General features: G+C 56.0%; 21 protein-coding genes. 15 read left to right on the forward strand and 6 right to left on the reverse strand.

Annotated elements, in window-relative coordinates:
• Window positions 1–386 precede the first annotated feature (386 nt).
• The 5 genes from HFD95_RS10570 (at window position 387) to HFD95_RS10590 (ending at window position 4,074) form a co-directional block, all read left to right on the forward strand.
• Window positions 387–1,217 (forward strand): RNase A-like domain-containing protein, encoded by an 831-nt coding sequence (locus tag HFD95_RS10570; RefSeq protein ID WP_167430208.1) that lies wholly within the window; start codon window positions 387–389, stop codon window positions 1,215–1,217.
• 3 nt (window positions 1,218–1,220) lie between these two features.
• A complete protein-coding gene (locus HFD95_RS10575) occupies window positions 1,221–1,523 on the forward strand; it encodes a contact-dependent growth inhibition system immunity protein (protein ID WP_050679748.1) in 303 nt (100 codons plus the stop codon).
• A 294-nt stretch (window positions 1,524–1,817) separates the two neighbouring features.
• On the forward strand, window positions 1,818–2,063 hold the full coding sequence (locus tag HFD95_RS10580) for a YmjA family protein (protein WP_010672163.1): 246 nt from the start codon (window positions 1,818–1,820) through the stop codon (window positions 2,061–2,063).
• 341 nt (window positions 2,064–2,404) lie between these two features.
• A complete protein-coding gene (locus HFD95_RS10585; RefSeq protein WP_010257735.1) occupies window positions 2,405–2,893 on the forward strand; it encodes a cold-shock protein in 489 nt (162 codons plus the stop codon).
• 326 nt (window positions 2,894–3,219) lie between these two features.
• On the forward strand, window positions 3,220–4,074 hold the full coding sequence (locus HFD95_RS10590; protein ID WP_033786757.1) for a PA4780 family RIO1-like protein kinase: 855 nt from the start codon (window positions 3,220–3,222) through the stop codon (window positions 4,072–4,074).
• A gap of 67 nt (window positions 4,075–4,141) precedes the next feature.
• Here HFD95_RS10590 and mgtU read toward each other — a convergent pair whose 3' ends face one another.
• Together mgtU and mgtA are read right to left on the reverse strand one after the other, a co-directional pair.
• On the reverse strand, window positions 4,142–4,228 hold the full coding sequence (gene mgtU, locus HFD95_RS22300; protein ID WP_350029534.1) for a magnesium transporter protection protein MgtU: 87 nt from the start codon (window positions 4,226–4,228) through the stop codon (window positions 4,142–4,144).
• A gap of 10 nt (window positions 4,229–4,238) precedes the next feature.
• Window positions 4,239–6,941, reverse strand: a complete 2,703-nt coding sequence (gene mgtA / locus HFD95_RS10595; protein WP_167430209.1) for a magnesium-translocating P-type ATPase — start codon at window positions 6,939–6,941, stop codon at window positions 4,239–4,241.
• 658 nt (window positions 6,942–7,599) lie between these two features.
• Here mgtA and HFD95_RS10600 point away from each other — a divergent pair.
• The 6 genes from HFD95_RS10600 to speG all read left to right on the forward strand — a co-directional run bounded on the left by HFD95_RS10600 (window position 7,600) and on the right by speG (window position 13,372).
• A complete protein-coding gene (locus HFD95_RS10600; RefSeq protein WP_167430210.1) occupies window positions 7,600–9,168 on the forward strand; it encodes an ABC transporter substrate-binding protein in 1,569 nt (522 codons plus the stop codon).
• A complete protein-coding gene (locus HFD95_RS10605) occupies window positions 9,168–10,220 on the forward strand; it encodes an ABC transporter permease (protein ID WP_010257745.1) in 1,053 nt (350 codons plus the stop codon). The genes HFD95_RS10600 and HFD95_RS10605 overlap by 1 nt, the downstream gene beginning before the upstream one ends.
• Window positions 10,217–11,074: an ABC transporter permease gene (locus HFD95_RS10610; protein ID WP_010257750.1), complete on the forward strand. Its 858-nt coding sequence runs from the start codon at window positions 10,217–10,219 to the stop codon at window positions 11,072–11,074. Before HFD95_RS10605 ends, HFD95_RS10610 begins: the two co-directional genes overlap by 4 nt.
• Window positions 11,064–11,894 carry an ABC transporter ATP-binding protein gene (locus HFD95_RS10615; RefSeq protein WP_031594057.1) on the forward strand — a complete coding sequence of 277 codons (831 nt, stop codon included), beginning with the start codon at window positions 11,064–11,066 and terminating at the stop codon, window positions 11,892–11,894. Before HFD95_RS10610 ends, HFD95_RS10615 begins: the two co-directional genes overlap by 11 nt.
• Window positions 11,887–12,564, forward strand: coding sequence for an ABC transporter ATP-binding protein (locus HFD95_RS10620; protein ID WP_086906285.1), 678 nt, complete (start codon window positions 11,887–11,889; stop codon window positions 12,562–12,564). Before HFD95_RS10615 ends, HFD95_RS10620 begins: the two co-directional genes overlap by 8 nt.
• Before the next feature lie 262 nt (window positions 12,565–12,826).
• The gene (gene speG, locus HFD95_RS10625; protein WP_003850356.1) at window positions 12,827–13,372 is read left to right on the forward strand and encodes a spermidine N1-acetyltransferase; all 546 of its coding nucleotides are present in this window, start codon (window positions 12,827–12,829) and stop codon (window positions 13,370–13,372) included.
• Here speG and HFD95_RS10630 read toward each other — a convergent pair whose 3' ends face one another.
• The 4 genes from HFD95_RS10630 to HFD95_RS10645 form a co-directional block, all read right to left on the reverse strand.
• Window positions 13,373–13,792, reverse strand: a complete 420-nt coding sequence (locus HFD95_RS10630) for a hypothetical protein (RefSeq protein WP_010257757.1) — start codon at window positions 13,790–13,792, stop codon at window positions 13,373–13,375. It abuts the gene before it with no gap.
• Between the two features lie 85 nt (window positions 13,793–13,877).
• Entirely contained in the window at window positions 13,878–14,813 is a 936-nt protein-coding gene (gene mmuM, locus HFD95_RS10635; RefSeq protein ID WP_167430211.1) for a homocysteine S-methyltransferase, read from the reverse strand.
• Window positions 14,803–16,212, reverse strand: coding sequence for an S-methylmethionine permease (gene mmuP, locus HFD95_RS10640; protein ID WP_033758676.1), 1,410 nt, complete (start codon window positions 16,210–16,212; stop codon window positions 14,803–14,805). Before mmuP ends, mmuM begins: the two co-directional genes overlap by 11 nt.
• A gap of 135 nt (window positions 16,213–16,347) precedes the next feature.
• Entirely contained in the window at window positions 16,348–16,683 is a 336-nt protein-coding gene (locus HFD95_RS10645; protein WP_003850360.1) for a DUF2002 family protein, read from the reverse strand.
• Window positions 16,684–16,836: 153 nt separating this feature from the next.
• On the opposite strand from HFD95_RS10645, the gene HFD95_RS10650 reads away from it, so the two are divergent.
• From HFD95_RS10650 to nrdE, 4 genes are all read left to right on the forward strand, one after another.
• On the forward strand, window positions 16,837–17,154 hold the full coding sequence (locus HFD95_RS10650) for a DUF883 family protein (protein ID WP_010257764.1): 318 nt from the start codon (window positions 16,837–16,839) through the stop codon (window positions 17,152–17,154).
• A 303-nt stretch (window positions 17,155–17,457) separates the two neighbouring features.
• On the forward strand, window positions 17,458–17,700 hold the full coding sequence (gene nrdH, locus HFD95_RS10655; protein WP_010257769.1) for a glutaredoxin-like protein NrdH: 243 nt from the start codon (window positions 17,458–17,460) through the stop codon (window positions 17,698–17,700).
• A gap of 4 nt (window positions 17,701–17,704) precedes the next feature.
• The gene (gene nrdI / locus HFD95_RS10660; protein WP_167430212.1) at window positions 17,705–18,118 is read left to right on the forward strand and encodes a class Ib ribonucleoside-diphosphate reductase assembly flavoprotein NrdI; all 414 of its coding nucleotides are present in this window, start codon (window positions 17,705–17,707) and stop codon (window positions 18,116–18,118) included.
• Window positions 18,088–20,226: a class 1b ribonucleoside-diphosphate reductase subunit alpha gene (nrdE, locus tag HFD95_RS10665; protein ID WP_167430213.1), complete on the forward strand. Its 2,139-nt coding sequence runs from the start codon at window positions 18,088–18,090 to the stop codon at window positions 20,224–20,226. Before nrdI ends, nrdE begins: the two co-directional genes overlap by 31 nt.
• Window positions 20,227–20,228: the final 2 nt, after the last annotated feature.

Raw genomic sequence — 20,228 nt, forward strand, 5'->3', positions numbered from 1 at the left:
ATATTGTTTTTATTTCATTAAATTACAGAGAGTTCAGCCGTATTGAAATCCTGTCAGCCAGCCCTTATCAAAATACTTTGAGCCTGCAAGATAAAAATCTTGCAGACTTTTCTATGTCTGCGACCCTATTTAAAACATAACTCTCAATTAACAAAACCCCTGCTTCATCGTCTCACTAACTCCATAAGATAATGAAACTGGCATGAGCCTCGCTGCGTAAGTTGATCCCCATAGTTAGTGACCTGACTATATTATTTTAAAAATAAATAACTAATAATCGAGATAACAAAGCTTTAAAGAAACAGTGTTTATTTAAGGTAGGTCTGATCAAAGCACCTACCTGCCTGATTTCAAAAGGATGTCGTTCACACAGATGGAGTTGAATCATGGATGATGGGTTAAAAATAGTATTGTCTCCTGTCCAGCTGGCTGCTGCACTTTCTGATAACTCAGTTACCGAATCTGAAACAATGTCTAACCGTCTTATGGGCGGGCTGGGGCTGATAATGGGTACGCTGGAGCTTGCCGGGGCAACTGCGCTTTGTATGGCACCCGAGCCTACAGGCTTAACAAAGGCGGCCTGCATCGTTGTTGGCACGCACAGCATGGACAGTATTAATACCGCAGCAAATCAGGTTCTGAGCGGCAAGAATGTTCGTAGTGCAACATATCGCGCCGCCATTGAGATGGCGAAACAGTTTGGTGCTGATGAAGATACTGCCTGGAAGGTAGGTTTAACCTTCGATGTTGCTGTACCTGTTGCTCTTTCTCTGGGGGCAGGAGCGGCGAGAATTGCAGCCATTCGCACAGGACGCATCAAACTTATTCAACATGAATCAGTAACTGGTCATACGCCCGGAGGCCATGCAATTTTAAAGCATATTGGTAAAACCCAGCATGAACTAGCAGCCCGGTTAAAAAGCATAGAAAATTTGGCTCGCCCGCCAAATGCCATTAGCTCTTTCACCAATATAGATCTGGCCGAAAAATCAGTATCCGATGCCATAAAGGTAAATAAAGAGTGGATAAAGATTTGGGCGGCAAACAGACCAGGACATAATTTAAATATCAAATATGACACCGGAAAAGTCATTGGTTATTCCCTGTTCAGGGGTAGTCAAAAACTGACTCCGGCAACGAAAGTCAAGGTTGTTCTTAAATATGAATTGTACAACGGCAAGCCTTACTATATTCTGACTGCATTCCCGGAGGTTTAAATTATGTTACTAACTACTAATATAGATATTCTGATTGAAGGGACATTAAATCAGGACTTTGACTTTATTACAGGTGCTGACACCATTGATGAAGCTATTGATATTTATACAGCTGAATTAACACTCCAGGATCGTGAAGACCTAAAAAAAGAAGTGATGAACTTTCTGACATATGACGATGAAATGATAAAATCAGAGTTCAGAGACAGGTATATTAATACCTTTGCACCGGAAGATGGTAAAGGGTTGCTTCTGAGAATACTCGAAAGCATCAACAAGCATAGTGACCATGGCAATCCCTTATAAACGAGCATTGGTGTTCGATGGAGGGTTAAAAGAACTTCGTCGAACGCCTCAGAGCCCGCGAGATAAACGTACTGCGGGCTTTTTGTGTCTGTGCAGCCTTGCGGCCTTCCGTACGAATGCGCTTCAGGCATGTATATCAACATTTTCTGCAACGTCATTACTATACTCCCTTCCGCCTCCCCACTCCCCCCTTTACAGCCCCAACCCAAACACGAAATAATACCCCTCTACGCCGGGCCACAACGCCCTGCCAACGCTTAAACCCAAACCCAAACTCAACTCTGCGGACACCCTATGAATAACGAAATCTCTCTCAAATACTATGATGTCGCAGATGAGTATGCGACGGAGTCCGCTAAGCCGGTGAGCGAAGCTGAACGTACCCCACTGGCGCATTACTTCCAGCTGCTGATCACCCGTCTGATGAACAACGAAGAGATCAGTGAAGAGTCGCAGCAGGATATGGCGCGTGAAGCGGGTATCGATGAGCAGCGTATTGATGAAATTGCGGAGTTCCTGAACCGCTGGGGCAACGAGTAACAGACACTCACCGGCAGACGAGCTTTGCGCAATCCGCCGGTTAATCTGCCTGACTCAACAACCTGATTCGACACAGCGCCGGTATCCCCGCAACAACGCCCAGTGCTGACAGCCACGTGTCTCACGTGGCTGATATCCGTTCCCTGCCCTGCCGACCCATCTTCGTCTTTATCTGCCGCTACACACACTCCATCACACTACTCTTCATCCGCCACAAAGCCCCCTTCCGCCGCTCACCCTCTGGCGCACCTGAAAATTATCATCCAGACTTATATAGTCTGCGCAGGCATTGTGTTTTACACTGCGCGCTGTAAAAAACTGAGTAGATTAAGCAGGCAAAAATGGCGATGAACGGAACGATCACAACCTGGTTTGAAGATAAAGGTTTTGGCTTTATCAAAGATGAAAACGGTGATAACCGCTATTTTCATGTGATTAAGGTCGCCAATCCTGATCTGATCAAGAAAGATGCGGCGGTGACGTTTGAACCCACCACCAACAACAAGGGCTTATCCGCCTATGCGGTGAAGGTCGCGCCGACAAGCAAATACATCTATATCGCAGGCGAGCGGCTCAAGATCACCTCGATTAAGTCTTATCTGGTCTACAACGAAGAAGTCCCGGTCGATGCCGGTGTCGATAAAGAGAACGCGGTGTTGTCAGTGGGTCTGTTGCTGAATAATATCCGGCCGAAAACTGACCCGAACGCCAATGAGATGCGCTCGCTGAAAAAGCTGGCGGTCACCACCTTCCAGGGTACGACACTGATCTTCTCCGAAGATGAGATCGACATTGAAAGCACGGTTAAAGTGCTTAAAGGCCTGAAGTAATCCCGCAGGCGGGCCGAAATTCTGTTAGCAGAATTCCGGCCTTCAGCCTCCCGCCAGCCTGCTATTCAGGCACATTTCTCTGACACGAAATCCCCGCCCACAGGGCTGATACATAACAAAGCGTTGCTCTGGCGGATAAAACCGTCCTGCTCTCCCCTCTAATCCATTGTTTATGATAAAACAAAGGTCAAAAGCGCAGCTCATCAAGGTTCATCCCCACAAAGCGACTTTCCAGGGTAGAATTAGAAACTTTGTTCAGTCATTGCCAATGTTTTCCATCATCGCAAAGTGATACGAAAAGCGGGTGAAATAAGGTATAAAGCCGCATGAAAATCCCAAACAGAATCCAGCCCCTGGTCGATGACGGCCTGATTGACGATGTCCTGCAGCGGCTGAAAAGCGGCAAAGAAGCAGACGTCTATACCGTGCTATGCGGCGGCAAGGTGCAGTGCGCCAAAGTCTATAAAGAAGCGACCCAGCGTAGCTTCAAGCAGGCCGTGCAGTATCAGGAAGGCCGTAAAACCCGTAACAGCCGTAACGCCCGCGCCATGCAGAAAGGTACAAAGTTCGGCCGTAAGCAGCAGGAAGAGTCCTGGCAGACCGCCGAAGTAGATGCCCTGTTCCGCCTGGCGAACGCCGGTGTTCGCGTTCCACAGCCTTATCTCTGCATCGACGGTGTGTTACTGATGGAGCTGGTGACCGATGCCAATGGCTCGGTCGCGCCACGTCTCAGCGATGTCTCTCTGTCTGAAGAGCAGGCGGTGACGGATTTCCACACCATGATCCGCAACATCGTCCGTATGCTCTGTGCCGGTATCGTTCACGGTGACTTATCCGAGTTCAACGTGCTGCTGGACGAACAGGGGCCGGTGATTATCGACCTGCCACAGGCGGTCGATGCGGCGGCCAATAACCATGCCGAGTCGATGTTCGAACGTGACGTGGACAACATCACCTCCTACTACGGTCAGTTCGCTCCGCAGTTGCTGAAGACGCGCTATGCCAAAGAGATCTGGCTGCTCTATGAAGATGGCAAGCTAACGCCGGAAACGCCGCTTACCGGGAAGTTTGTGGAAGAGGAGCGCGTAGTCGATATGGATTCTCTGATGGATGAGATCATCACCGCAGAAGATGAATATTACGAGCGCCAGCGCGCCAGCCGTGAGCGCGACGAAGAGTAACTGCATCAATAAAAAAAGGCAGCGAGTCCCCTCGCTGCCTCTCACTTACCGCACTATCACAACGCCATCACCGCACGATGACCGTCAGCGCAATCAGAGTTAAGCCGATGATCATCACGCCGACAAAGACCTTATCGAGCCTGCTTTTTTTCATCTTCTCCTCCCTAGAACCACTGACCAAAGCGACGGATGTAGAATCGTTTCATGCCCTGCGCCACCAGGCAGTAGCTGAACAGCGTCAGCACCAGCCACGGGAAATATTGCCATGGCAGTGGCACCAGACCAACCATCGCACCCAGCGGTGAGAACGGGATCAGGATGCCCAGCGCCATCACCGCCAGCGTAGTCAGCATCACCGGTAAGGTGGCGCGACTCTGGATAAACGGAATCTTCCGGGTACGCAGCATATGTACTACCAGCGTTTGTGACAGCAGCCCCTCAATAAACCAGCCGGACTGGAACAGCGACTGCACGCCTGCATGGTTAGCGCCGAAAACAAACCACATCAGTGCAAAGGTGGTGACGTCAAAAATTGACGAGGTCGGGCCCATCCACAGCATGAAGCGTTTGATATTGCCGGCATCCCATTTACGCGGCTTATTCAGAAACTCACGGTCAACCTTGTCCCACGGCAGCGCCAGCTGGGAAACGTCATACATCAGGTTCTGAATCAGCAGATGAATCGACAGCATCGGCAGAAACGGAATAAAGGCACTGGCCACCAGCAGCGAGAAAACGTTGCCGAAGTTGGAGCTGGCGGTCATGTTGAGATACTTGATGATGTTGCCAAAGGTCTCGCGTCCTTTGAGTACACCCTCATTCAGCACCTGTAAATCCTTCTCCAGCAGGATGATGTCCGATGAGGCTTTCGCCACATCCGCCGCGCTGTCCACGGAAATCCCGGTGTCAGCCGCCCGCAGCGCAGGCGCGTCATTAATGCCATCGCCCAGGAACCCGACTGTGTGACCGTTCTGCTGCATCAGCCGCACCAGACGGGATTTCTGCAGCGGCGTCAGCTGAGCAAACAGAGTGCAGCGTTCTGCTTCCTGCGCCAGCTCATCATCGTTCATCGCCTCAATCTGATCGCCGGTCAGCATGGCCGGATCGGTCAGCCCGACATCGGCACAGACCCGCAGCGTCACCAGCGGATTGTCACCGGTCAGCACTTTCACCGTCACACCGCTGTCACGCAGGGCTTTAATCGCTTTGCCCGCGCTGGCTTTAGGCGGATCGCGGAAGGTCAGCATTCCCTGGATAATCAGATCGCGCTCATCGCTGTCGCTGAGCGGCGCGTGCAGCTCGCCATCACGGGTTGCCACCAGCAGCACGCGATAACCCTGCTGATGATAGTGTTCAGTCTGCGCCAGCAGCGCCGCGCGCTGTGCCGCATCCAGTGCGACTACCGTGTCGCCCTGCCGCACGGCAATGCTCACTGCCAGCATCTCTTCCACTGCGCCTTTGCAGATCAGTTGTGAATGATGCTGAGTCAGATCCTCCACCAGCACCGACACCCGACGGCGGGTAAAATCAAACGGCAGCTCATCGATCAGCTGGAACTGGCTGCGCTGAGACTGTGAAATGACCTTGTCGCCCGCGCAGAGTAAGGCGCGATCCATCAGGTTTTTCGCGCCACTCTGGCTGCCGCTGTTGAGCCATGCCAGCAGCAGCACCTGTGCATCTTCGTTACCCCGCGCATCCAGATGATGCGCCAGCAGGATGGTGTCCTGGGTCAGCGTGCCGGTTTTATCAGTGCAGAGCACATCCATCGCGCCGAGGTTCTGAATGGCGTTGAGCTTTTTAACGATCACTTTGCGACGTGACATCGCAATCGCGCCCTTAGCCAGGTTGGCGCTGACAATCATCGGCAGCATTTCCGGGGTCAGCCCGACCGCGACGGCCAGTGCAAACAGCGTGGCATCCATCCAGTCGCCTTTGGTGAAGCCGTTAATCAGCAGCACCACCGGGACCATCACCAGCATAAAGCGGATCAGCAGCTTGCTGACGCTGTTCACCCCGCGATCAAAGGCGGTCTGCGGACGGCTTCCGGTCAGCGATGAGGCCAGTGAGCCGAACCAGGTTTCGCCGCCCGTCGCTACCACGACTGCGCTGGCTGTGCCGCTGGCCACGCTGGTGCCCATCAGGCAGATATTCGGTGATGCCAGCCGCTCCTGGGCGGTCTGACCTTCGGCATCGATACCCGCATCGCAGCTCTGTTTTTCAACCGGCAGCGACTCGCCGGTCAGCACCGCTTCACTGATAAACAGATTACGTGAACTCAGCAGACGGACATCGGCAGGCACCTGATCGCCGGTGCTGAGCAGAATGATATCGCCCGGCACCAGTTCACTCATATCCACATCCTGGCGCTGCGCGGTTTCGCTGCCCGGCTCACGCCGCAGCACGGTGACCTGGCTGCGCACCAGTGACTTTAGTGCCTGCGCCGCACGGTTGGTGCGAAACTCCTGCCAGAAGCGCAGCAGCCCGCTCAGCATCACCATGGTGAAGATGATGATGACGCCGGAGAGATCGGTCTCCTGACCGGCGCGCAGCGGCAGAATATAGTCGGTAAACAGGCTCACCAGCGCCAGGACCAGTAATACGTAGATAAACGGGTTATTAAACGCCATCAGCAGCTGAATCAGCGCCGGTGGCGCTTTCTCATGCGCCACTTCATTACGGCCATACAAAGCCAGTCGTTTCGCCGCTTCAGCCTGGGTCAGGCCCTGACGCTGACTACGCAGGTTCGCCAGCGTCATATCAATGTGCTGGTCTGCCTGCTGCGCCACAGCAAACATTTTTTTACTTTTTTTATCATTACGGTTGCCGGATGAAGTGATCGCAACCTGTTCCAGTTTCATGTCGCTCATTTCGACATCTCCCTGATTTAAAGCAATAGTTGTCCTGCACGGGAAATAACGTGCATGGATAAAACCTGGCGTGGCCGGGTTATTTAATGGGGTGACTTTCAGAAACAGTCAGGTTATTCCGCCTGCGCGCTAAATAATGACGCACGCAGGGTTACCTGACGCCGGTTATACGCGGCGTTTTAAAAGTCTGATATCAGCGATTGGGCGCAGCCTGGGCTACGCCAGACGGGGCGGAGGAAAAAGAGCGAATATAAACAGCAGCATAACGCGCACTCCTGGTGATAGCAGGATTAAAAATAAGGAGCGCGATCGTTAATTAAAGCGGGGATCGCTGCTCGCCGGTTGGCAAGCAGCAGAGGAAACTCAGCTTGCCAGAATAAAGGTTAATCTCGGGTGACTGTCCAACTGAATTCTCCTGAAGTTATCTGCCGCCATTATAAAGAGAGGCCGGCTTCGGTAAAGCAATAACGTATTGAATAACGGTTTCGTTGAGGATTTGTTTCTGCTCAGTTTGCCGCTTCGGTAACAGCGTGGCGATCTTCTTATAACCGCCAGGTAATCCTTATAACCTTTTGGCATATGATTAGCCCATATTCGACTATTCTTCGCATCGGCCCTTTCGTAAACTCGCGTAACTTTTTAGAGGCAAGGAAATTTCATGAAAACTATAATTCCATCACTGCTGGCGCTGACGCTGGCTGCCGCCTTCACAGCCCAGGCCGCAACACCCAAAGATACGCTGGTGATTGCACAATCAACTGACGACGCAGACAGCTTCGACCCGGCCAAAGGGTTTGAACTGACCAGCGTTCAGGCTTTTACTAACATCTATCAGCGCCTGGTGCAGTCTGACCCGCAGAATCCGGTGGACCTGAAACCTACACTGGCCACCTCTTGGCAGCCCGGCAGCGACAATCGCAGCCTGACCTTTGAACTGCGCAAAGATGCGAAATTCTCTACCGGCAACCCGCTGCGTCCGGAAGATGTGATCTTCTCGCTGGGCCGCGTGGTGAAACTGAACCTCGATCCCTCTTTCATCCTGACGCAGCTCGGCTGGACCAAAGATAACGTCGATGGCTTCCTGAAGAAAGTCGACGACAATCATGTGCAGATCAGCTGGACCGCCAACGTCAGCCCGACCTACGTCCTGAGCCTGCTCTCTGCCCCGGTTTCATCGATCATTGATGAAGAAACCGCGATGGCGAACCAGAAGAACGGCGATTTCGGTAACGCCTGGCTGGCCACCCACTCGGCGGGCAGCGGCCCGTATCAGATCCGCAAAGTGGTGATGCATCAGGTGGTGCTGCTCAGCGCTAACCCGACTTCACCAGCGGGCGCGCCAAAAATGAAGAACATTCTGATCAAGAACGTGCCTGAACCGGCTGCGCGTCGTCTGCTGCTGGAACAGGGTGATGCCGATATCGCCCGTAACCTGGGTGCCGATCAGATTGCTGCGCTGAACGGCAAACCGGGCGTGAAGACGGAAGCGATTCCAATGGCGTCGCTCTACTACATCCAGTTCAACATCGGCGCGAACGAAACGATGAAGAACCCGGCCTTCTGGGAAGCGGCACGCTACCTGTGGGATTACAAAGGCATCGCCAGTGAGCTGCTGAAAGGCCAGTTCGACGTGCATCAGAGCTTCCTGCCTAAGGGCTTCCTGGGCGCGATCAACGACACGCCATACAGCTACGATCCGGAAAAAGCCAAAGCGATTCTGAAGAAAGCGGGCCTGAACAACGTCACCTTCAAGCTCTCCACCAGCAACCAGCCGCCTTATCTGGATATCGCACAGGCGCTGCAGGGCAGCTTCGCCAAAGCGGGCGTGAAAGTGGAAGTGGTGCCGGGTCTGAGCTCCGAAGTGTCGACCAACGTGAAAGCGCATAAATATGAAGCGACGCTGAACGCCTGGGGCTCCGACTACTTCGATCCCAACACCAATGCCGCCTCGTTTGCTTACAATCCGGAAGATGGCAGCAAAACCATCGCCTTCCGTTCAGACTGGCACATTCCTGAGCTGAACAAGCAGGTGATTGCGGCGACCGCCGAGAGCGATCCGAAGAAACGCGTGGCGCTGTATGAAGCGATGCAGCGTGAAGTGATGAAGAACTCACCGTATGTGATTGGGATGCAGGCGAAGAACCTGATCGCCCTGCGCGACAACCTGAAAGGCTATGTGCAGGGCATTAACCCTGACATGGTGTATTACTCGCAGGTCACTAAGTAATGGCACAGTCTGTTCCTTCAGCCGGGTTCGCCCGGCTTTTTTGGCAGCGTGGCGGGCGCCTGATCGGTAGCGTACTGTCGCTGCTGGTTACGCTGCTTGGCCTGCTCGCCTTTACCTTTATGCTGTCGCATCTCTCGCCGATCGATCCGGTGCAGCAGATCGCCGGCGATCACGCCAGTGAAGCGACTTATGAGCAGGTGCGTCATGACCTGGGTCTCGACCAGCCGGTGCTGATGCAGTTCTGGCGCTACGTCGAACATCTGGCGCAGGGCGATCTGGGTGTCTCCCGTCTCACCAATCAGTCGGTGAGCGGCGACCTGATGACCACCTTCCCCGCCACCATCGAGCTGGCGACCTGTGCGATGATCTTCGCGGTGGTGTTCGGCGTGACGCTGGCGCTGCTGGCCGCCTGGAAACCGGGCAGCTGGATCGATAATCTCGCCCGCTTTGTCTCGCTGCTGGGCTACTCGGTGCCGGTGTTCTGGCTCGGCCTGCTGGGCCTGCTGCTCTTTTATGCGGTGCTGCACTGGTCCGCCGGACCGGGACGGCTGGATGATATCTGGGTCTACACCCTGGAGCCGAAGACCGGCTTTGTGCTGATCGACAGCTGGCTGTCGGGTGAACCGGAGATGTTCCGCAATGCAATTGCGCACCTCTGGCTGCCGGTGGTGATCCTCGGCCTGCTGGCGATGGCGGGCATTACCCGCCTGCTGCGTGCTGCGCTGCTGGAAGAGAGCAGCAAAGAGTATGTGGTGCTGGCGCGTGCTAAAGGCGCGGGTCGGGTGCGCATCCTGCTGCGCCATATCTTCCCCAACGTGCTGGGCACGCTGGTCACGGTGATCGCTCTCTCCTACGCTACGCTGCTGGAAGGCTCGGTGCTGACTGAAACCGTCTTCGCCTGGCCAGGTGTGGGTCGCTATATGACCAATGCGCTGTTCTCCGGCGATGTGCCGGCGATTCTGGGCTCAACCCTGTTAATCGGCAGCTGCTTTATCCTGATTAACACCCTGGCGGATGTTTTAACCTGGTTAACCGATCCGAGAACCCGATGACGCAACAACTCTCTGAACTCGAAACGCTGCGACCACGCCGTCGCCGTCAACGCGTTACCTCGTTAACCGTTGGGCTGACGCTGGTGGCGATTCTTATCCTGATGGCACTGCTGGCGCCGCTGATTGCGCCGTTCGATCCGAACGTGCAGACCATGTCGAGCCGTCTGCTGGCCCCGTCGGCACAGCACTGGTTCGGCACCGACGGCTTTGGCCGCGATCTGCTCTCGCGCGTGATTTACGGCGCGCGTCCGACCCTGCTGCTGGTGTCGCTGATTCTGGTGCTGACCATTCCGGCCGGGCTGTTGATCGGCATCACCGCCGGTTACGTGGGCGGCTGGACCGAACGCCTGCTGATGCGCATTACCGATATCTTTCTGTCACTGCCCAACCTGGTAATCGCGCTGGCGCTGGTGGCGATTCTCGGCCCTGGCCTGATGAACGGCGCACTGGCGCTGGCACTGACCAGCTGGCCGCCGTTTGCCCGTCAGGCACGCGCTGAAACCCTGGCACTGCGCCGCAGCGACTACCTTGCCGCCGCGCGGATGCAGGGGATTACGGGCTTTCGCCTGATGTTCGGTCATATCCTGCCGCTCTGCATGCCGACGGCGGTAGTCCGCGCCGCCCTGAGCCTGGGCGGGATTATCCTGGCCGCAGCCGGGCTCGGTTTCCTCGGTATGGGCGTTCAGCCGCCGACGGCGGAATGGGGTTCGATGGTGGCCGAAGGCAGTAAAGTCATTTTTGATCAGTGGTGGGTTGCTGCTGCACCGGGCGCGGCGATTCTGTTTGCCAGCCTGGCCTTTAACCTGACAGGCGATGGCCTGCGCGACCGACTGGATACCCGTCATGCAAAATAATCTGCTCCATGCCGAGGGGCTGACCATTCGCAGCGACGATGCGCTGCTGGTCGATAACATCAGTTTTTCCGTAGGCCGCGAGCGTGTGGCGCTGGTCGGTGAGTCCGGTTCCGGCAAGTCACTGACCGCCCGCAGCCTGATGGGCTTACTCTCGCCCGCGCTGCATCTGCAGGCCAGCCAGCTCCAGGTGGCCGGTGAAAATGCGCTGACGCTGAGTGAGCGTCACTGGAATCAGCTGCGCGGTAACCGCGTGGCGATGGTGATGCAGGACCCGAAGTATGCCCTTAACCCGACGCGCACCATTGGCTGGCAGGTGGAAGAGCCGCTGATCCTGCATCGCCGCCTGAGCCGTGCCGAGCGCAAAGAGAAAGTGTGTGAAATGCTGGATGCGGTCGGCCTGCCCGATCCGCGTCGTCTGATGCAGCAGTATCCGCATCAGCTCTCTGGCGGCATGGGCCAGCGCGTGATGCTGGCGATCGCCCTGATTACCGATCCGGACTTCCTGATCGCCGATGAACCGACCTCCGCGCTGGATCATGCCATGCGCGATCAGGTGCTGGCGCTGATCCGCGGTCTGGTGGAGGCGCGCAACATGGGCCTGCTGCTGATCAGCCATGATTTGCAGCAGGTTTCAGAACATTGCGAGCGGGTGATGGTGATGTATAAAGGCCGGTTGCTGGATACGCTGCCCGCCGCCGATCTGCCGCACGCTACCCATCCCTACACCCGCACGCTGTGGGCCTGCCGTCCGGGCAAAGCGACCCACGGACAGACATTACCGGTGCTGGACCGCGCTGCGCTGGAGGCGAATGATGATTAAGCTGCAGAATCTAAGCGTCGCCCACAAACAGGGTTACGAGCTGCGCACCGTGGTGCATGAGGTTAACCTGGAGGTTAACGCTGGCGAGTGTTTTGGTCTGGTGGGTCCGTCAGGCTGCGGCAAGTCGTCGCTGCTGTGGGTGCTGGCAGGTCTGAACCCACACTGGCAGGGTCAGATGCAGCTTGCCGGTCACGAGGTTCAGCCGGGTAAAGCCTTCACCGGCGCGCTGCGTCAGGAAGTGCAGATGGTGTTTCAGGATCCCTATGCCTCGCTGCATCCGCGTCACCGGCTGCGTCGCACGCTGGCCGAGCCGCTGAAGCTGCTGAAACGCGACAATATCAACGATCGTATCGATCAGGGCTTCCGTCATGTCGGACTCGATCCCGCTATGGCGGATCGCTATCCGCATCAGCTCTCCGGCGGTCAGCGTCAGCGTGTTGCCATCGTGCGCGCCCTGCTGCTGCAGCCGAAGATCCTGCTGCTGGATGAGCCGACGTCGGCGCTGGATATGTCAGTGCAGGCGGAGATCCTCAATCTGCTCAACGATCTGAAACAGCAGGATGGCCTGACCATGGTGCTGGTGAGCCACGATCCCGACGTGATCGATCACATGTGCGATCGCGCCGTGCACATGTCGCAGGGTCGTATCATCGAACAGATCTCTGCCTGAAATCAGGCCGGACGGCGTTCACCTGCCGTCCGGCGCTGCTGCATCCGCCGCGCCTTTCTGTAACATCCCCTTCTTCCGCCATTAGCGTCATCCTCTCCATTGCCAGAACGGCGCGCTGTTATCTTCCTCTGAGTCATTAGATTGCCACGCGACGCTGTAAACCTTTACAGGCTGAAGCAGGCACGCGAATGCGACAGCGCAAAACGCAGCGGCTGGCTGATGCGGTATACTCGCGACCATTATTTCATGAGAGGAAAAGGCAATGACGGTAAAATTGCGTCCGCTGGAGCGGGAAGATCTGCACTTTGTCCATCAGCTGGATAACAACGCCAGCGTGATGCGTTACTGGTTTGAGGAGCCGTATGAGGCGTTTGTGGAGCTGTCCGATCTCTACAACAAGCACATTCACGATCAGACCGAACGTCGCTTTGTGGTCGAGCACAGCGGGCAGAAAGCGGGATTAGTGGAACTGGTGGAAATCAACCATGTGCACCGCCGCGCCGAGTTTCAGATCATTATCGATCCGGCCCATCAGGGCAAAGGACTGGCAACCCAGGCGGCGAAGCTGGCGATGGATTACGGCTTCTCAGTACTGAATCTCTACAAGCTCTACCTGATTGTCGATCAGGAGAACGAAAAAGCGATCCACATCTACACCAAGCTCGGCTTCGAGATCGAAGGCGTGCTTAAACATGAGTTTTTCATCAACGGGGAGTACCGCAACACCATCCGCATGTGCATTTTCCAGCATCAGTATCTGGAACGCCATAAAACGCCAGGCGGAATGGTGAAGCCGACCGCGCAGTAATCAGCCGCGCGCGCCAACCGGGTTCATAAAGGGACGCGGGTGTTCAGGCTTAAGGTCGTACATGCCGCCATAGAAGGGATCGACCAGCAGCCAGCCGGGGAATCCACCCAGCGGGATATTGCCCAGCAGATACCACAGGTTAGCGCGTGCCTCGATAGGCACCGTGACCGGCACGTAGCCCGGGCTTTCCAGCATCAGCAGGTAGTGCTTTTTGCCGAAGTAGCGGCCGGTAGATTTTTCCAGTTCAACGGTCTGCGGCGTGAAACCCTGCGCAACCGCATAGCCACGCTCATCCTGCACGGTAAAGCGCGCGCCCTGCGGCAAGGAGTCGATGCGCACCAGTTGGGTTTCATTGCCGACAATGGTGGCACAGCCGCTAAGCAGCAGCGCGGCGGCCAGGGCCAGAATTCGCTGTTTCATGAAGGGGTCCACAGAGTGATCAGTGATCAGAGTGTAGACCGCCCTCTCCACCTCAATCGGGCTATCATCGCCCGATTCAGCCAGCTTATTGCGGTTGACAAGCGCGGGCGATAGCCGCGATGTCGTTGGGTGAGGTGCGACAGCAGCCGCCAATCAGCTTCGCGCCCGCCTGCTGCCACTCTGCCAGTTTGTCATGCAGCGTGCAGCCTGATGGCGCTGAGTGCCAGGTTTTGCTGCTGGCATCATACTGCTCGCCAGAGTTGGGATAGACCACCAGCGGCTTGTTGGTCAGTTTCTGCAACTGCTGCAGCGCAGGCGTCACGCTCTCAAGTGCCACACAGTTGATCCCCACCGCTACCACCTGCGGCTGCTGATTCAGCCAGCTCACGACGTCTGACAGCGGCGTGCCGTCGCTGATGTGTCCGGCGTCACGCAGGGTAAACGAGAACCAGGCGCGGCCTTCAGGAAATTCAGCCAGCAGCTTTACCAGCGCCTGCGCTTCGGCAAACGAAGGCAGGGTTTCGCAGGCCAGCAGATCGGCACCCGCCGCCAGCAGCGCCTGCACGCGTGGGCGGTGAAACGCCATCATCTCCGCTTCCGGCAACGCATAGTCGCCGCGATATTCCGAACCATCCGCCAGGAAGGCGCCATAGGGACCGACCGATCCCGCTACCAGCAGCGTTTTCGCGTCGGGCCGGACCGCCAGATAATCGTGACGGGCGCGTCGCGCCAGCTCGACGCTCTGCGCGATCAACGCCAGTGACTCCGCCTCATCAAGGCCACGTGTGGCAAAGCCCTGCGGCGTCGCCTGATAGCTGGCGGTAATGGCACAGCGCGCGCCGGCGACAAAATAGTCGTAGTGCACCTGATAGATCAGCTCAGGATTTTCCATCAGCACCTTAGCTGACCATAACGCATCGGCCAGATGACAGCCGCGGGCTTCCAGCTCGGTGGCCAGGGCACCATCCAGAATCAGCAGTGGCGACTCCGTTAAAGCCTGCGCGACAGGGTTATACGACATCATTGGCCTCCTCAGGCTTCGGGGATGATTTGTGGGTCAGATGGTAAGCGGCATAGCAGAACAGCACAAACGGGATGCCACACCACAGCGCGATACGCTGAGTCGGATCAAACGCCAGACCGACACAGGCCAGCAGGCAGAGCAGGAAACCCAGCACCGGCGTCAGCGGATAGAGCGGCGCACGATAGGCCAGATCGGCCAGCGATTTGCCCTGCTGAAGATGACGACGACGGAAAACAAAATGCGAAGCGCAGATGCTGAGCCAGACGGCTACCACCGCAAAGCCGGAGATAGCTGACAGCGCCACAAACACCGTGTCGGGCGCGACCACGCTGGAGACCAGCGCCAGCAAACCACCCACCATGCTGACGGTGATCGCCAGCATCGGCACGCCGCGCTTGTTCACCCGGGCAAAGGCGCGCGGCAGCGTATTTTCATTGGCCAGCGACCAGAGCATCCGCCCGGAGGCATAGAGTCCGGAGTTGGCCGCAGACAGGATAGCGGTCAGGATCACAAAGTTAATAATGTCAGCCGCCCACGGGATGCCGATCTTTTCGAAGACCAGCACGAACGGGCTTTTCACGATACCCGCCTGATCCATAGGAATCAGCGCCGCCAGCACAAATACCGTGCCGATGAAGAAGATAATCAGCCGGGCCACGGTAGTACGGATCGCCAGCGGCAGCACTTTCTCCGGCTGCTGGGTTTCACCGGCCGCAATACCGATCAGCTCGGTGCCGGAAAAGGCGAAGTTGACTGCCACCATGGTCATCAGAATCGGCAGTACGCCGTTGGGCAGCCAGCCGTGCGCCGTCAGATTGCTCAGGCCCGGTGCGGGCGTGCCATCCTTCATCGGGATAAACCCAAACATCGCCGCACCGCCGAGCACGATAAAGGCGACGATCGTTACCACCTTAATCAGCGAGAACCAGAACTCCCCTTCGGCGAAGAAGCGGGTTGAGATAACGTTCAGCAGATAGATGGCGCAGCAGAAGACCAGGCACCAGATCCATACCGGGATCTGCGGGAACCAGTACTGCATACAGAAGCCCGCCGCCGTCAGGCTGGAGCCGAGCGCCACGGTCCAGGTCAGCCAGTAGAGCCAGGCCACGGTGTAGCCGGTTGCCGGGCTGAGATAGCGTGCGGCATAGACGTGGAACGCGCCGGTTTCCGGCATCGCCACCGAGAGCTCGCCCAGACAGACCATCACCAGCCAGACCACCAGCGCGCCAATCAGATAGGCGAGCAGCGTCCCCGCCGCCCCGGTGGTGGAAATGATGTAGCCGGTGTTAAAAAACAGGCCGGTGCCGATTACGCCGCCCAGCGATAACATCACCAGATGGCGCACTTTCATGGTGCGTTTAAATTGTTCCTGCGAGGGAGTTGGCTGTTCGCTCATCACTTTTATCCGTATGGACGTCTAAACATCTATAAGGGACAGTTTTATACGCGTCACAGCCGGTAATTGCAACGGCAGGGAAACAGGGAGGAGGTAAAGGCGGTTCAGTGCCCCGTCGCGGCGGGGCCTGATGCGTTAGCCGAAAACGCTTTGAATATAACGTTCCAGCGCCATGCGGGAACTAAATCCGTGCGGGATGCCGTAGTGTTCCTGTGAATCACCCGCCAGGTAGAGAGGGAATTGGGTGTAGTGATCGCAGGTCTTCATTTCTGAAGCAGGTTCAGCGAACGGCTGGCTCTTCTCTTTCAGTGTCGGGTGAATGACGAGTGCCATGCGCCCCATGCGCGCTTCGCGATTCACATAAACATAGTTCTCTCCACGGCGATAACCATAGGCCCGTGGGGTAATTTCATCGACTTCGAAACCCGCTTTTTCCAGTACGCGCGCTACCTCATCTGGTCGTAAATACATGCTCGATCCTCTCCTCTTTCAAAAGCTTCGCAACCTTACAACAGCATGACAGAGTGGGCATTCGGAATTTTCCCTAAAGAACACTCCCGCGTCTCGTTTATCTCAAGGTCGTCTACACTAGTATTACGTTTTTAAATCAAAGGGAGCTAAAAAATGTTTAATCGCACTGTAAAAAACGATGACATTGATATTAATCAGGATGTTAACGAACTGGCCGATTCACTGGAAGCGCTGCTGAAATCTTACGGCAGTGACGCCAAAGACGAAGTGGATTCTGCACGCAGTCAGGCAGAAAAGCTGCTGAAACAGACCCGCTCCAGACTGAACGGCGGCAGCAACCGTGTCTCACAGGTTGCCCGTGATGCCAGTGCACAGGTTGACACCTATGTCCATGACAAGCCATGGCACGGTGTTGGTATCGGTGCCGCTTTCGGTATCGTAGTGGGTGTGCTGCTGGCTTCACGCCGCTAAGCTCAACTCCAAAAAATCTCCTGAGCCCTGCCCTGTGCGGGGCTTTTTTATGCCCTTTTTCTGGCCGATGACATTTACAAAAGATTTTTCCAGGCTGCAGGGCGCATCCCTGCTGGCTTTGCCGCTGTTGCGCAAATGCAAATCATAAAACCCTATATCTGGTGGGCTTGACCCACAAAACCACTACATCTAGTATTTATCTCATCAGCACGACACCAGATGTTCGTCACAATGAAGCCCGCAACCTGCCGCGTCTGCTTTGTTTTCGGGCATCAGAACCGCATATAGAGGGAAATACGAATCATGCGCATTATTATTTACACTAAAGATAACTGTGTCCAGTGCACGGCAACCAAAAATGCGATGGACCGTCAGGGTCTCGCCTATCAGCTTATCAATCTCGACAGCCAGCCCGAGGCGATCGACAACCTGAAATCACTGGGTTACCGCCAGGTACCCGTCGTGATGGCAGATAACGATCACTGGAGCGGTTTCCGCCCGGACAAAATCGCCACGCTGCGCACGCTTTCTGCTGTCGGAGGATAAACACATGTTCCCGCTGGTCTATTTTTCCAGCCAGTCGGAAAACACCCACCGGTTTGTGACGCGCCTCGGCCTGCCTGCCCGGCGCATCCCGCTTGATGCCCGGCAACAACTGCATATCGACCAGCCCTATATTCTGGTGGTGCCCAGCTATGGCGGTGGCAGCAGTCGCGGTGCGGTGCCCGGTCAGGTGATTCAGTTTCTTAATGATGAGGCGAACCGACGCGGTATTCGTGGCGTGATCGCAGCGGGCAACCGTAACTTCGGTGCCGGTTACTGCCTGGCGGGCAGCATCATTGCAAATAAATGTCATGTTCCCTGCCTCTACCGCTTCGAGCTGATGGGAACGCCTGACGATATCGCGAAAGTTAAAGCGGGAGTAACCCAATTTTGGCAACAACAGACACCCTCAACGGCGTGACGCTCGATTATCACGCCCTTAATGCCATGCTCAATCTCTACGACGCCGAGGGCCGCATCCAGTTCGACAAGGATCGCGAAGCGACACGTCAGTTTTATCTGCAGCATGTGCAGCCCAATACCGTCCCCTTCAATAGCTGCGCTGAGCGTTTACGCTATCTGGTGGCAGAGAGCTATTACGAAGCGGAAGTGCTGAACCAGTACGATTTTGCGTTCCTGCTTGCGCTGCATGAGGTGGCGGAAAACTGGGGATTTGAGTTTAAAACCTTTCTCGGTGCCTGGAAATACTACACCAGCTACACCCTGAAGACCTTCGACGGCAAACGCTATCTGGAAACCTTCGAACAGCGCGCCTGCATGGTGGCGCTGACGCTGGCTCAGGGCGATGAAAAGCTTGCGCGGGCCCTGCTGGAGGAGATCCTCAGCGGCCGTTTCCAGCCCGCTACACCAACCTTCCTGAACTGCGGCAAACAGCAACGCGGTGAGCTGGTCTCCTGCTTCCTGCTGCGCATCGAAGACAATATGGAGTCAATTGGTCGCGCCGTGAATTCGGCACTGCAGCTCTCAAAGCGCGGCGGCGGCGTCGCCTTTTTGCTGTCGAACCTGCGTGAGTCCGGTGCGCCAATCAAACGTATTGAAAATCAGTCGTCGGGCGTTATCCCGGTGATGAAAATGCTGGAGGACGCCTTCTCTTATGCGAATCAGCTCGGCGCGCGTCAGGGCGCTGGCGCGGTGTGGCTCAATGCACACCATCCCGATATTTTCCGCTTCCTTGATACCAAGCGCGAAAACGCCGATGAGAAGATCCGCATCAAAACCCTGTCGCTGGGCGTGGTGATCCCCGATATCACCTTCCAGCTGGCAAAAGAGAACAAACCGATGGCGCTGTTCTCGCCCTACGACGTTGAACGGATCTACGGTCAGGCCTTTGGCGATATCAGCATCAGCGAGAAATATGACGAGATGCTGGCCGACGACCGCATCCGTAAAACCTATATTCAGCCACGCGACTTCTTCCAGACGCTGGCCGAGATTCAGTTTGAGTCGGGCTATCCCTACATCATGTATGAGGACAGCGTGAACCGCAGTAATCCGATTGCCGGTCGCATTAACATGAGCAACCTCTGCTCTGAGATCCTGCAGGTGAACAGCGCCAGCGAGTACAATGACGATCTCAGCTATCGCCGGATCGGCAAAGATATCTCCTGTAATCTCGGCTCACTGAACATTGCGCACGCGATGGATTCACGCGATCTGTCGCGTACCGTGGATGTGGCGATCCGCGCTCTGACCTCGGTGTCGATGATGAGCGAAATTGGCTCGGTGCCCTCGGTCGCCGAAGGCAATCGCCGTTCGCACGCCATTGGCTTGGGTCAGATGAACCTGCACGGCTATCTGGCGCGGGAAGGCATCGCCTACGGTTCACCGGAAGCGCTGGATTTCACTAATCTCTACTTCTACTGCATCACCTATTATGCGCTGCACACCTCTAATCAGCTGGCACAGGAGCGTCAGCAGAACTTCGATGGCTTTGCGGAATCGCAGTACGCCAGCGGCGCCTACTTCGATAAGTATCTGCAGCGCGAATGGCTGCCGCGCACGCAACGGGTAGCGACGCTGTTTGCCGACGCCGGACTGACGCTGCCGACACAGGCGGACTGGCAGGCGCTGCGCGACGCGGTGATGCAGCACGGGCTGTTTAATCAGAACCTGCAGGCGATCCCGCCAACCGGTTCAATCTCCTACATTAACCATGCCACCTCCAGCATCCATCCGATTGTCTCCCCTATCGAGATCCGCAAAGAGGGCAAAACCGGCCGCGTCTACTATCCCGCGCCCTTTATGACCAATGAGAATCTCCATCTCTATCAGGATGCGTATCAGATTGGGCCGGAAGCGATTATTGATACCTACGCAGAAGCGACTCAGCATGTCGATCAGGGCCTGTCGCTGACGCTGTTCTTCCGCGATGACGTCTCGACCCGTGACATCAACAAAGCGCAGATTTACGCGTGGAAAAAAGGCATCAAAACGCTCTATTACATTCGACTGCGCCAGATGGCGCTTCAGGGCACGGAGGTTCAGGGTTGCGTCTCATGCTCCCTGTGATG

The organism is Pantoea sp. EKM10T (genome assembly GCF_011800685.1).
Taxonomy (GTDB): Bacteria; Pseudomonadota; Gammaproteobacteria; order Enterobacterales; family Enterobacteriaceae; genus Pantoea; species Pantoea agglomerans.